Here is a 14,085-nt window from a genome sequence, read left to right on the forward strand (position 1 = left end):
GAAAGTCGAAAGACAGACGACCGGTGACTGGTGACTGGTGACTGGTGACCGGCAACATTCGACTTTCGACTTTCGACAGCAAAATATGATCAAACATTATTTTAAACAAGCATGGCGCTTATTGAAGGAAAATCCGGTGCTGAGCGCGATATCCGTTATCGGGACGGCATTGGCCATTTGCATGATTATGGTCATCGTCATGTCGTATGAGGTGAAGAATGCGCCGTATCCCCCTGAAACCAACCGCGACCGGATGCTCTATGTGAAATGGGTGAGCAGCCGGGAAAAAGGAGGTAAAAACACAGGCTCTTCTAACGGCCCTATGGGGTATGTGATGGCCAAAGAGTGTTTTAAAGCCCTTCAAACACCCGAAGCCGTAACCATTGTATCGGCGTATGCTCAACCGTTGTTGGCCTCATTGCCGGCCGGGAAAACAGCCGTCAGTTTCGACAAGATGCTTACCGATGAGGCTTTCTGGAAAGTCTTCGACTTCTCTTTCATCGATGGGAAACCTTATACGAAGGCCGATGTGGATGCAGGCCTGCGTAAGACGGTGATTACCGAAAAGGTCGCGCGCGAGATTTTCGGCACGACTTCGGTTACCGGCAAGCCGATTCTCTTTAATTACACCGAATATATCATCTGTGGAGTGGTGAAAGATGTTTCGACCTTGGCGACGGCAGCTTACTCACAGGTGTGGATGCCCATTACTTCTGAAGTACAGATAGAAGAGACCAATGGGATAACCGGGGCTTGCCGTGTTTTTATATTAGCGCAGTCGAAGGCGGATTTTCCGGGCATTAAGCAGGAAGCCGAACGGTTGCGGCAAAAATTCAATGCGTCGCTTACCGATTATGAAGCGTTTTATCGCAATCAACCCGATACGCATTTTGTCTATATCCACCGTAAATGGGCGAATGAAGAACCCGATATGAAGAGCGTCGTCAGGCAATATCTCATTGTGTTGCTTTTACTGTTGATTGTCCCTGCCATTAATCTGTCGGGAATGATGGGCTCTCGGATGCAGAAACGATTGTCGGAACTGGGCGTCCGCCGCGCTTTCGGTGCTACACGCGGCAATCTCCTTTCACAAATCTTATGGGAAAGCCTGTTGCAAACATTGTTGGGGGGAGTGATCGGATTATTGCTTTCCTATTTGGCCGCCTATCTCTTCAAAGGTATGATTTATGGGAACAGTGATATGGCGTATCAACTGGGAGAAGTCTCGTTAAACCCGGTATCCTTGCTCAATCCGGTGATCTTTTTGTACGCCTTTCTCTTTTGCGTAGTATTGAATTTGCTTTCGGCGATGATTCCTGCATGGCGCACATCCCGTAAACCCATTGTCGAATCCATTTTATCAAAATAAAACCTATAAAAAAAATGATTAGACATTTATTTAAAGTGATTTGGAATGAACGGAAGCACAATATCGGCGTGTGGATTGAATTGCTGTTGGTTGGCCTGTTCTTATGGTATATGGTCGATTATATGTATGTGTCGTTGACGAATTATTTCGAACCGTTGGGTTTCGATACCGAACATACGTACATCATGCGCTTGGGGTTGCTGAATGAAAGCAGTCCTGAATATATAAAAGATATTCCTGAAGATGCGCGGGTGGGGTATTTGCATACGGCGTTAGAGCGTATGCAGCATAATCCGATGGTGGAAGCGGCCAGTATTTCGTTTGTGTCAAGTCCCCATAACGGGGGTAATCGTTCACAAAATATATATCACGATACATTAACAATACAGGGCGTATTGCATCGGAAAGTGACACCCGATTTTTTTCGAGTGTTCAGGTATCAGTCGAAGAATGGAAGTATCGATGAACTCGTACGGGCTTTGGAGCGGAACGAACTGGTTATTTCTCCCGATGTAGAAAAGAAATTGTTTAAAAACAGCGAGTCAGCCGTCGGACAATTCGTCTCTTTCGAACAAAGCGATTCGGCTCAGATGTATCGTGTAGGGGCCGTCTCTACCGTCATTCGTTATGATAATTTCTCAAGTTGGAGTTCTTATTATGCGGATGCGATAAATGACGAATCCCTCGGTGCTTTCTCAGATGGATATATATCGATTTTAGAGTTTTGCGTACGGGTAAAACCGGAGGAAGATCACGATTTTATCCTGCGCTTCCGGCAGGATATGACGCAGCAGTTACGCCTCGGAAACTATTATCTGAGCGAGATACAGTCTATCCCCGCCAATAAAAAAGCGTTTCAGAAGGATAATATCAACGATTTGCAAATCCGTTTCTTTATCATCCTTTTCTTATTGGTCAATATCTTTTTGGGGATTACCGGCACGTTTTGGTTTCGCACGCAATACCGGAGGGGAGAAATCGGCGTGCGCATCGCCGTCGGCGAAACATCGAAAGGTGCGCTTCGACTGTATTATGCCGAAGGATTGCTGTTGCTGACATTGGCGATTGTGCCGGTGATGGCGCTCTTCGCGTTTCTCGGCAAGATGGAAATCCTGCATTATTATTGGGAGTTCAATATGTGGCGATATGCGATCGGTTTTGTCGTTACTTTTCTATTGTTGGCGGCGATGATTCTGCTCGGCATTTGGTTCCCTGCCCATAAGGCTGTACACGTGCCGCCTGCCGTGGCGTTGAGAGAAGAGTAAAATGTTAATTACAAATTACGAATTACAAATTACGAATTACGAATGACAAATGACAAATTACAAATTACAAATGACTAATTACTAATTACAGATGACTAATGGATGAATGTTGATAGCTAAAACAATGAACAAAATTCTTTTTATAACGCTACTTTTTTTAATCTCAATCGGTTTCGGGGTGTCGGCGCAACAAACGCTGACGCTCTCCGAAGCCATTGAAACGGCACGACGGCAATCGGTCGATGCGGCTGTCGCCCTCAATGAGTTGAAAACATCGTACTGGGAATTTCGCACCTACCGGGCTGATCTGCTTCCGGAGGTGAATTTCAAAGGCACGCTGCCTGATTACCGGCGCAGCTACAGCTTGTATCAGTCGGAAGACGGTACGTATAAATATATCCGTGATAATTCGTTGCAAATGAGCGGTGAGATATCCGTCGATCAGAATATTTGGCTGACAGGCGGAAAGCTCTCGATGAATTCGTCGCTGCAATTCGTAAGTCCCTTGAATATGCCGGGAGCGAGCCGTTATTATATGAGCATACCGGTCGGTGTGACGTTAACGCAGCCTGTTTTCGGCGTGAATAATTTGAAATGGAAACGCCGTATCGAACCGGTGCGTTACCGGGAAGCGCAGGCTTCTTATTTGGAAGATGTAGAGAAGGTGACGCTAAAAACCATTACGTATTATTTCGAGTTGCTGCTGGCGAAAGAAAACCTGCACATCGCCCATCAGAATAAAGAGAATGCCGACCGTATTTACGAAATTGCGCAGGCGCGCCGCAAGATGGGGCAGATATCGGAAAACGAATTGCTACAGTTGAAACTCGCCGCCCTTAAAGCCTCATCGAACCTGACCAGTGAACAATCGAACCTGAATGCGGCGATGTTTCAGCTTCGATCGTTTTTGGGCCTAAGCGAAAACGACAGTATCAATTCCGCCATTCCCGAGATAGCCGATTATCCTGAAATCGGATATACCGGCGTCTTGTCGAAAGCGCAGGAGAATAATCCTTTTGCGCGCAACATCCGTCGCCGGCAACTGGAAGCGGATTATGAAGTGGCGCAAGCTAAAGGGGAGCAGCGTGAAATCAGCCTCTATGCTTCCTTGGGTTATACCGGGCAGGACCGGCAATTCGGTTCGTCTTACCGTAACCTGATGGATTATCAGATTGTGCAGGTCGGTGTGAAAATTCCCATTCTCGATTGGGGGAAACGCAAAGGACAGGTGAAGGTCGCGGAATCGAACCGCGAGGTCGTGTCTTCTCGGTTGAAGCAGGAGCAGATGGATTTCAATCAGGATATCTTTTTATTGGTCGAACATTACAACAATCAGGCCCGGCAGTTGCGCATCGCACGGGAGGCGGATGAGATTGCGCAGAAGCGGTATGCCACTTCGGTCGAATCGTTTATGATCGGCAAGATCAACACGCTCGACTTGAACGACGCGCAGGTATCGAAGGACAATGCCCGAGCCAAATATATTTCGGAGATGCATCTTTACTGGTATTACCTGTATCAGATCCGCAGTGTCGCCCTATACGATTTTATAAATGGCACGAATCTCGATGCGGAGTTCGAACGGTTGGTCAGGGAGTAAAAAGGAAAGAAAAGCTATATAAATGATTTCGAAATACATTTACGAAGTATTACGATGGTTCGTCTTAAAATATTGCGTATTTTTGCTTAATCCATTGAGTAAAATAATGAGTATGTTTGAACGGTCTTGTTTAGAGCAGGTTAAAGAAACGATTGAAGAGCGTCTGCTGTTGGAAAAAACCTATACTTTAGAAGAGATTTATGAAAAGGGACCGGATAAACGGAGTGCACATTACGGTATGGATATACAGGACTTAAAATCAAAATTGGAATGATTCTTATCATTGACGACGATGCGGGCGTGCGTTCCTCGCTTTCTTTTCTGTTGAAGCGCGCGGGATATGAAGCGGAGACCGTTTCTTCACCCGAAGAAGCGCTGACATTCGTGCGCCATACCGTTCCCGAACTGATGCTGATGGATATGAACTTTTCGTTGACGACCAAAGGCGAGGAGGGTTTGGAGCTTTTGCAGAGGATGCGTGTGCTGTGTCCCGATGCGCCGGTCATTCTTATCACCGGTTGGGGTTCGATTGCGCTGGCGGTGAAAGGCATGCAGGCCGGTGCGTTCGATTTTATCACTAAGCCGTGGGACAACCGTCAACTGCTGAAATCGGTGGCGACGGCATTGGAACTGAGTAAAGGTAAAAGTGCTGAGGAAGCGCCCTCGACACGCAAAGAACTCGATGACCGGTACGACTTTTCGGCGATTATCGGCCACTCCGATGCATTGGTGAAGGTGTTGTCGACCGTTGCCCGTATTGCCGACACGAATGCGTCGGTACTCATCACCGGTGAGAGCGGAACCGGTAAGGAATTGATTGCCGAAGCCATTCACCGTAACAGTGGCCGGCGGGGCAACCGTTTCGTGAAAGTCAATCTGGGCGGGGTGTCGCAAAGCCTTTTCGAGAGTGAAATGTTCGGGCATAAAAAAGGGGCTTTTACCGATGCGCTTGCCGACCGCACGGGACGCTTCGAGTTGGCCGACAAAGGAACCATCTTCTTGGATGAGATCGGCGAGCTCGATCTGACCTGTCAGGTGAAACTGTTGCGCGTGTTGCAGGATCAAACGTTCGAAGTCCTCGGCGACAGCCGTCCGAGGAAGGTCGATGTGAGGGTCGTGAGCGCTACCAACGCCGTTTTGCCGCAGATGGTTCGCGAAAAAACTTTCCGCGAAGACTTATATTACCGCATCAATCTGATACAGATACATCTCCCTGCATTACGGGAGAGGAAAGAAGATATTGCGCTGTTGAGCGCTTTTTTTGCCGATAAACTCACGCAACAAAACCGCTTGCCGAAGGTCAATTTCACGCCTGGAGCATACGGATTGCTCGAAAAACAACCCTATCCGGGAAATATCCGTGAGTTGAAAAACCTTGTCGACCGTACCATTTTGGTCAGCGGAAAGAGCCTTATCGACGAACACGATATCGCTGCGCAAATCGAAAACGGCGAGCGCGTGACGGGACGTAATCCGGTTCCTACCGGCCTCACGCTCGAAGATATGGAAGAACAATCCATCCGTCAACATATCGACCTGTACAACGGCAATCTGTCTAAAGTCGCGAAAGCATTGGGCATAAGCCGGGCGGCGCTTTACCGGCGGATGGAAAAATACGGAATATGATATGAAGTTGCGAGGTTACTTCCTTATCTTGATTATGTTACTGCTGGGCGTTTTCGCCTTCACTTTTTACGAAAGCTTGCAACAGGAGGTGTCGTGGAAAGCGATTGTGGTAGAGGCGCTCATCATTATCGTACTCATCTATTTGGCGTTTTTTTACCGGAAAGCCGTACGCCCCTTGCAAAATATAAGTAACGGGATGGATTTGCTGCGGGAACAGGATTTCAGTTCGCGCCTGCGGAAGGTGGGGCAGTACGAAGCCGACCGGGTAGTGGATATCTTCAATAAGATGATGGAACAGTTGAAGGACGAGCGGCTGAAGTTGCGGGAGCAGAACGAGTTTCTCGATTTGTTGATCCATGCCTCGCCGATGGGGGTAGTGGTGATGGATTATGATAATCGCATTGCGAGCCTCAATCCGTCCGCCGCCAAAATAATGGGCATCCTGTCGGAAAAAGCGGTAAAAGGGCGCGCTCTCGCCGAAATCAGGGAGCAGGTGCTGCTCGACCTGTCGGAGATACCGATGCATGAAACGCGTACTATCGGCCTATACGACGGCACGATCTATAAATGTTCGCTCGATTCGTTTATCGACCGGGGATTTCCGCGCCCATTTTATCTCATTGAAAGCCTGACGGACGAGTTGCGCCGCGCCGAGAAAAAAGCGTACGAGAAAGTCATCCGTATGATTTCGCATGAAGTCAATAACACCACCGCGGGTATCACCTCCACGCTCGACACGGTGGAAAAGGAACTGGAAGGCATTTCGGACACCGACGATATGCGTCAGGTCATGCAGGTATGTATCGAACGATGCTTTACCATGAGCCGCTTCATTACCAATTTTGCCGATGTGGTGAAGATCCCCAAAGCGGAACTTTCGCCGGTGAACCTCAACGATATGATCCGTGCCATGATTCGTTTTATGGAAGTGCTGTGCATCAACCGGAATATCCGCCTGTCGTTTCATGCACACGATGAGCGGTTGCCCGTGCAGATCGACGCTGCGTTGTTCGAACAGGTCGTGTTGAATATCATTAAGAACTCGGTCGAGAGCATCGGCGCCGATGGCGAGATTGTCATCACCACGTCGGCTCATCCTTCGGTACTCGAAATAGCCGACAATGGAAAGGGCATCAGCAAGCAGGTCGAAAAGAAACTCTTCAATCCGTTTTTCTCGACCAAACCGGCAGGGCAAGGCATCGGGTTGTTGTTTATACGGGAAGTGTTGTCGCAGCACGACTGCCACTATTCGCTGCGCACGTATCCCGACGGATGGACGCGCTTTGTGATTCAATTTAACAAACAGTGACCCTACTCGTAAGGCGGAATTTGTGAAAATCGCCGTAAATATATATCTTTGCGCCATAAAATAACACTTATCGAAATGTAATTAATAATTTCTTTCAGGCAAATCAGGACTATGTGCTGCAAAGCGGCGGTAGGCAATTGTTTTATCCTTTAACGAAAGAAGTTATGTTACGATTACAAAATATCTCCTTTATACTTCCCGACAAAGATGTACTGTTTCAAGGTTTGAACCTTGTGGTAAATCTTTACCAAAAGACCGCTCTGATAGGAAATAACGGTGTGGGCAAATCTACCTTGCTGAAAATTATTGCGAAAGAATTACAACCTTCCGACGGACAAGTTACCACGGATAATCACCCTTACTATGTTCCCCAAATTTTCGGGCAATTCAATCATTTGAGCGTTGCGCAGGCTTTGGGCATCGAAGAAAAACTGAACGCTTTGAATGCAATCTTGAGCGGCAATGCGAGTCAACGCTACTTCGACGCTCTCCGGGACGATTGGACGATAGAGGAACGTTGCAAGGAGGCGCTTAGCTATTGGCACCTGAACGAATCGACTCTGACTAAAAAAATGGACACATTGAGCGGGGGAGAGAAAACGAAAGTGTTTTTAGCAGGAATTGTGGTTCATCAACCCGAATTGATTTTATTAGACGAACCGACCAATCATTTGGACACGTCGGGCAGACAGCTTTTGTACGATTTTATTCAATCGACAAAAAGCACTTTACTAATCGTCAGCCACGACCGGAAATTGTTGAACCATTTGGACACGGTGTGCGAAATGAATCCTAACGGAATAAAAGTTTATGGCGGCAATTACGATTTCTACAAGGCACAAAAGCAAATTGAGATGAATGCTTTGAATCAGGATATCCACAGCAAGGAAAAGGCTTTGAAAAAAGCGAAAGAAAAAGAATGGGAAACCATCGAACGACAGCAAAAACTGGATGTTCGTGCAAAGAAAAATGCCGGCAAAGGAGGTCTTCCCAAAATCGTGGCCAATACGTGGAAAAACAGTGCCGAAAAGAGTACCGCTAAAATTGCAGATATTCACGCAGATAAAATCGAAAACGTCAGGCAAGCACTCCACGGATTACGGTCGTCTCTTTCGGAAACCAACCAAATAAAGTTCGGTTTTGACAACTCGAAACTACACAAGGGCAAAAATTTGGTCATTGCCGAAAATATCAATTTCAACTACGAAAACGAACAATCTTTGTGGAACGAAAACTTGAATTTTCAAATCGTCAGCGGCGAACGTATTGCGATGAAAGGCCGGAACGGTTCCGGAAAAACCACCTTAATCCAATTGATTACAGGGAAGTTGGAACCGTCAGTCGGGACGGTTTACCGGGCCGCGAATCAGTCGGTTTATATCGACCAAGAGTATTCGTTGCTCGATAACCGACTGAACGTATATGAACAAGCGCAACGATTCAACGCCTCGATGTTGCAGGAACACGAGATAAAAACTCGTCTCAACCGGTTTTTATTTACCATGGAAGATTGGAAAAAAGCCTGTGTCGTTTTAAGCGGCGGCGAAAAAATGCGTTTGATGATCTGTTGTTTACATATTCAGAGCCAAGCGCCGGATATAATCATTTTGGATGAGCCGACGAACAACTTGGATATTCAAAGTATCGAAATATTGACTGCCGCGCTCAATGAGTATGAAGGAACGTTGATCGTTGTCTCACATGACGAAAGTTTTTTGCAGCAGATTCACATCAACCGTACGATTGAGATGGGCAGATAAAACTTACAAAGCAAGAATTCTTTTATATTTTCTTTTACGGATTTTGAATTTCTTATGCAATCAATGATATCCTCATAAAGTTGCATTGTTATTTACTTTCCACGCAATCATTGTAGAGTTGTTTTTTTCTATCATCGTGTTCAATAATCCGTCCCATGTCGATGATGTAATCCTGTTTTTTATTTTTTTATAAAGGCGAAACCGCTATATTTGCAGTTGGTTCATAAGGAATCATTTCGCAACTGAAAAAATGAATAAAGATTGGGATTGGATTTTTGAAACGTATGTTCGTCGTTTTACAAGCCCTGATGGACGTGATACCTTCGAGACAAGCGATGAATTGGTAAAACGGATTATTCTTTTTTCCGATTTATCTCCTCACGATACGGTTATCGATATGGGATGCGGATGGGGAAATGTGTCCCTCGGAATAGCCCCTTTTGTGGAAAAAGTAATTGGAATTGAGCCAAACGACACAAATATTCAATCGGCAAAAAGAACGATGCAACAAACGTCTGTCCGTAATGTCGAATACAGAAAAGGAAGTTTCGAAGCTCCGGGTTATGCCGGGAAAGTTGATAAAATAATCAGTTCTCTGGTATTTCATCAAGTCAAAAAGAATAAAAGGCAGCAGAGTTTGGCAAATGTAAAGAATTTGTTACAACCGGACGGCAGTTTTATTTTATGCGATACGTTGATGTTTTTCGATCCGCGGGAGGAAAGAGAAAAATTTAATGCGGTGTATAGGTACTTGTTAGCGGTAACCACTCCGTCCGATATTTATGATAATCATATTAAACCTTACCTTGCGGATACGGGATATATGTATTCCTGGTATGATATGGAAAAGTACACGCCGGAAGATTACCGGTATTATTCGAAAGGCGAACTCGAAAAACAATTATTGGAAATAGGTATGGAAATAAAAAGAATAGAGGAGTTCAGTCCGTTTTTCGGAATATTTAAAATAGAAAATATAGGATGATGAAAGGTAATGAGCTACTTTTCAAGAAATATTGGCTTGTCAGGCATACATAAAATCTTTTAGCTATCGTCCGAGCGATAATACGGTATGATCCGGACATTTTTTGTCCCGGCCGAATGCTCGGATGAGTTGCTCCGGGAATTTTTAAGGTCGTCTGAGCCTCAGCTAATGTGATCCGGATACTTTTTTAGTTCATCGGAGGCTCGTCCTTAACAATAAGGATGCTTATGAACTCATCCGAGGCTCATCCTTAATAATAAGTAAGCTTTTAAAGCCATCCGAGGCTCATCTGAAACAAAAATTAAGCTTTTCAGTTCATCTGAGCCTCATCCGGCCATAAAAGTCTTTTTTTATACGCCGCGTCGGCCTTCGCCGATGCTTTTTTCTTCTTTTATATCGCCAAAAATAAGTATCTTCGCTTTCTCATCTGAATATATACATAAAAGACAACAATGAAAACAACAGTTCGATTCGTATTTCTTCTCCTTTTCGGTCTGACGGGCGCGACGGTTCTTTTGCAGGCACAAAAAGCGGGTAATCCCGTGTTCCCCGGATGGTATGCCGATCCCGAAGGCATTGTTTTCGACGGCCGTTACTGGATTTATCCCACCTACTCCGCGCCGTACGAAAAACAGGTGTTTATGGACGCCTTTTCATCGCCCGACCTGGTGAACTGGGCCAAGCACGAGCGCATTATCGATACCTCACGGGTGAAATGGGCCGAAAAAGCCTTGTGGGCGCCGGCTATCGTACATAAAGACGGGAAGTATTTCTTGTTTTTCGCGGCGAATGATATTCAGAGCGACGAGAGTCCGGGCGGTATCGGCATCGGCGTTTCCGACAAACCCGAAGGCCCTTTTAAAGATTATCTAGGCAAGCCCCTGCTCGATAAGTTTCACAACGGCGCGCAGCCCATCGACCAGTTCGTTTTCCGCGATACCGACGGCCAATATTATATGATTTACGGCGGATGGCGGCATTGCAACATCACCCGCCTGAAAGACGATTTCTCCGGATTTCTGCCTTTCGACGACGGATCGGTGTTTAAGGAAATCACTCCCGACGGATATGTGGAAGGTTCGGTGATGTTTATCCGTAACGGCAAATATTATTTCATGTGGTCGGAAGGCGGATGGACAGGCCCCGATTATCGTGTGGCGTATGCCATTGCCGATTCGCCCCTCGGCCCTTTCGAGCGTATCGGTACGATATTGGAACAGGACGGCCGCATTGCCAACGGCGCGGGGCATAACTCGGTGATTAATATTCCGGGCACCGACGAGTGGTATATGGTATATCATCGCCGTCCGTTAAGCGAAAAGGACGGGAACGCGCGTATGACCTGCATCGATAAAATGGTGTTTGATGACGACGGAAAAATCCTCCCCGTGGTGATGACGAACGAAGGCGTCGATGCACGGCCGCTAATGAAGACAAAGTGACCGGAAGACTTTATGAAGTATGAAGTATGAGTTATGAGGTATGAATTAGACATTCGACCTTCGACAAAAGACTGATGACCGGTGACCGGCGACTAATTTAAAATATCTCTTCCCTCGGATATTTGTTTTCCACTTTGCTGAAAAGATACGAGGCAATGGCGCCTACAATAAGAAAAATGACGCACAATGCCAATGCGCCGCCGAAGCTCAAACCGGCCGTAGCGAGTTGCTCCGTTTGGAAAGCGGGAAACACGATGGTCGGAAAGATGGCCAGTGATGAGCCGATAACCATGCCGAGTATGAAATGATACATCCCCGGATAATATCTTTTAAAGAGATAGGCCGCCAGCTTGGCAAAGGCCAATACGCAAATAATAAATCCAACGACAAGGGGGATAATAACGGCAAAGTCGAAATCTTTTATGCCCGTGGCCATCTTGTCATACAGCCCGAAATAAATCAGGAAGTTCGATGGGCTCATCCCGGGGACAATCACGCCCAGCCCGATGAGTGCGCCCGATCCCAACCAGGGGATAATGCCCGGTGTTACCTCCGTCAGTTGTTGCCCGCCGATGATCATCAAGAAGAAGATGAGCAGGGTGGAGGCGATGAGGATGAGGAAGTCCTTCCCCGAACGCCCTTGCTTTCCGGCGGTGCGGTAAAGTGACGGGAAGGTACCTATCACGAAGCCGATAAACAAACAGATGAACTGTGCTGCGTATTTTCCGAACGCTTTCTCTACGAGTATCGAAAACAAAACGATGCCGATGCCGGCGCCGATAAATACGGGTAGGAAATACAGCAGATTGGCGATAAAGTTTTTCCGGATGTCGGATAAGAACCGGATGAGCCGGTCGTAAATGCCGAGGATGACGGCCAATACGCCGCCCGACAAGCCGGGAAGAATGAAGCCGATGCCGACAATGATACCTTTTATTAACCGTACGAACCAGTCGGCGACGGGATTGGGTTGAGGAACACTCGTTGAACGGGTTGCGTCAGTTTTTGTGGGGCGTTGATCCATAAAGCTGTATTATTTTGGGCACAAAGATACGATTTTTTTAGCAATCAGCCGCCAGTTATCCGTTAGCAGTCTTCAGACAGTCACCGGTCTTCAGTCACCGGTCATCGGTCGAAAGTCTAATGTCGGCCGTCGGTCAATCTTCATCAATCTCTTATCAATCTTTCATCAATCTCTTTTAATAATACGTATGTACGATATCGATCAGGTTCGACTTGGCCATATCCGCCGGATTCGTGCCGGGCGCACCTTCCGGCACCGGTGTGTGGAGCCGTTCGAAGTGCTGAATCCAATACGGATCGATTTCTCCGGTCTCCAAATTTTTAAACGACATCGCCAGCGGCTCGAAGAGAGGTTTTCCCAATGAGTCCGTGAAAGCGTAACGAACCAGTTCGCTGCAATAATACGCATCGTTGTCCTCGTCGTAAGCATAGTCGTAGGGCTTGCCGATGTGTTTTTGAGCGTTTGTGATCGCATCGCGAATACTATACCGAAAAGGCTCCTTCAGGCGGCCTACAGCCATAAGCGATTTGCCGTCAATCCTTGCGGTTTCTTCGAAAAAGGAATCCAACGGTGTGATGACGACGCCTTGGGGCGAGGTCGCTTCAAGAACGAACAGTTTGTCGTTTTCGATATGCACGATACCCACATGCGAAAAGGGGATCTCTTGCTTGCCTGATGTGCTGTTTTGAATAGCTTTCAACAATTCCGATTCGCCTTTGCCGACGGTAAAAAGCAGATCGCCTTCCTGCAGCACGAAAGACTGGTTTCGGCATGCCGGCAGGAACATCAGTATGCACACGATAAATAAGAAACGGATACGGGTCATATTATTTTTTATTTTCTGCAAAAAAAGCGGTTTCTGCCTGACAAAACAAACAAACGCGACAGTTTATTTACTTCGGGAAGTTTTTTGTTGAATAGCGCGCTTGTACGTGTCGAGGGCTCGTTGCCGGGCTTTCTTCATGATTCATCTTCGGTTCGATTGTTGGCTTTTATCTTAGTACACTCGGCGAGAATCGAACTCGCATCGTCGGAACCGGAATCCGATATTCTATCCATTGAACTACGAGTGCAGGATGACACGTTATTTAAATGTCGACTTATCCCATTTCAGTATGATCGAATCACTTTTTAAAAACGGCTCGACCTCGGCGGCCATGCTGTCGGAAAGATACGATTTGTAGTCGAATACCAGTGTCAAATCGTCCGCTCCGTTTACAAATTCCGCTTTGATGGGAGAAATGTCCGGCAAAGATACAGCATATTTATAATTTTCCGCTGTTTTTTTCGAAGAATCGAAGAAAAAATTGCCCGATAATGTCGGAAGAAACCGTTCCGACGGCAATTCTTGCCAGTTTATATCGTAAAAAGAGATGTAACTGTCGCACATTTTCGCGCAAACGGTTTTAATGACGCACACCACTGTCGAATCGTTGTCATAGTCGAGCAGCTTAATCTGCGTACTACCCGCCTTGGAGGTTCGCAGCAGGAGGTAATCATCCGATGCATATATCTTCTCTATTTCTCCAAGCGCATACGGAACTGTTGTTTTGCCGGTATCCACAAGCAGCATTGTCTTTGTGCTTTCTGCGAGTCCCGGTAAAATGGAAGCGGGAACAGTAGAGAACACGTCTTTAATTGTTTGCGCATATCCGATAGAAGATAGCGCCAAAAGTACCAGTATGAATATTTTTCTCATTGTTGT

At 46.5% G+C, this 14,085-nt stretch carries 12 protein-coding genes and 1 tRNA gene; 9 read left to right on the top strand and 4 right to left on the bottom strand.

All coding sequences use genetic code 11. The features are described 5' to 3' along the window. The first annotated feature begins 85 nt into the window (after positions 1-85). From ABNK31_RS06645 to ABNK31_RS06685, 9 genes are all read left to right on the top strand, one after another. On the top strand, positions 86-1,369 hold the full coding sequence (locus ABNK31_RS06645; RefSeq protein WP_418894893.1) for an ABC transporter permease: 1,284 nt from the start codon (positions 86-88) through the stop codon (positions 1,367-1,369). Positions 1,370-1,383: 14 nt separating this feature from the next. Continuing rightward, positions 1,384-2,634: an ABC transporter permease gene (locus ABNK31_RS06650; RefSeq protein WP_418894894.1), complete on the top strand. Its 1,251-nt coding sequence runs from the start codon at positions 1,384-1,386 to the stop codon at positions 2,632-2,634. A 124-nt stretch (positions 2,635-2,758) separates the two neighbouring features. Beyond that, positions 2,759-4,234, top strand: coding sequence for a TolC family protein (locus tag ABNK31_RS06655; RefSeq protein ID WP_418894895.1), 1,476 nt, complete (start codon positions 2,759-2,761; stop codon positions 4,232-4,234). Positions 4,235-4,340: 106 nt separating this feature from the next. Next, positions 4,341-4,508, top strand: coding sequence for a hypothetical protein (locus ABNK31_RS06660; protein WP_418894896.1), 168 nt, complete (start codon positions 4,341-4,343; stop codon positions 4,506-4,508). Beyond that, a complete protein-coding gene (locus ABNK31_RS06665; protein ID WP_418894897.1) occupies positions 4,505-5,860 on the top strand; it encodes a sigma-54-dependent transcriptional regulator in 1,356 nt (451 codons plus the stop codon). Before ABNK31_RS06660 ends, ABNK31_RS06665 begins: the two co-directional genes overlap by 4 nt. A gap of 1 nt (position 5,861) precedes the next feature. Then, on the top strand, positions 5,862-7,169 hold the full coding sequence (locus ABNK31_RS06670; RefSeq protein ID WP_418894898.1) for a sensor histidine kinase: 1,308 nt from the start codon (positions 5,862-5,864) through the stop codon (positions 7,167-7,169). Between the two features lie 164 nt (positions 7,170-7,333). Further along, positions 7,334-8,929 (top strand): ribosomal protection-like ABC-F family protein, encoded by a 1,596-nt coding sequence (gene abc-f / locus ABNK31_RS06675; RefSeq protein WP_418894899.1) that lies wholly within the window; start codon positions 7,334-7,336, stop codon positions 8,927-8,929. A 250-nt stretch (positions 8,930-9,179) separates the two neighbouring features. Next, positions 9,180-9,914 carry a class I SAM-dependent methyltransferase gene (locus tag ABNK31_RS06680; protein ID WP_418894900.1) on the top strand — a complete coding sequence of 245 codons (735 nt, stop codon included), beginning with the start codon at positions 9,180-9,182 and terminating at the stop codon, positions 9,912-9,914. Positions 9,915-10,366: 452 nt separating this feature from the next. Next, positions 10,367-11,356 (top strand): glycoside hydrolase family 43 protein, encoded by a 990-nt coding sequence (locus ABNK31_RS06685; RefSeq protein ID WP_418894901.1) that lies wholly within the window; start codon positions 10,367-10,369, stop codon positions 11,354-11,356. 97 nt (positions 11,357-11,453) lie between these two features. Here ABNK31_RS06685 and ABNK31_RS06690 read toward each other — a convergent pair whose 3' ends face one another. The 4 genes from ABNK31_RS06690 to ABNK31_RS06705 form a co-directional block, all read right to left on the bottom strand. Continuing rightward, positions 11,454-12,380 carry a DUF368 domain-containing protein gene (locus ABNK31_RS06690; RefSeq protein ID WP_418894902.1) on the bottom strand — a complete coding sequence of 309 codons (927 nt, stop codon included), beginning with the start codon at positions 12,378-12,380 and terminating at the stop codon, positions 11,454-11,456. A 175-nt stretch (positions 12,381-12,555) separates the two neighbouring features. Beyond that, positions 12,556-13,206 (bottom strand): YiiX/YebB-like N1pC/P60 family cysteine hydrolase, encoded by a 651-nt coding sequence (locus ABNK31_RS06695; RefSeq protein WP_418894903.1) that lies wholly within the window; start codon positions 13,204-13,206, stop codon positions 12,556-12,558. Between the two features lie 175 nt (positions 13,207-13,381). Then, positions 13,382-13,453: transfer RNA gene (locus ABNK31_RS06700), tRNA-Arg, on the bottom strand. An 11-nt stretch (positions 13,454-13,464) separates the two neighbouring features. Next, on the bottom strand, positions 13,465-14,079 hold the full coding sequence (locus ABNK31_RS06705; RefSeq protein ID WP_418894904.1) for a DUF3256 family protein: 615 nt from the start codon (positions 14,077-14,079) through the stop codon (positions 13,465-13,467). Between the last annotated feature and the right edge of the window lie 6 nt (positions 14,080-14,085).

Source organism: Limibacterium fermenti (assembly GCF_041902845.1).
GTDB lineage: Bacteria > Bacteroidota > Bacteroidia > Bacteroidales > Dysgonomonadaceae > Limibacterium > Limibacterium fermenti.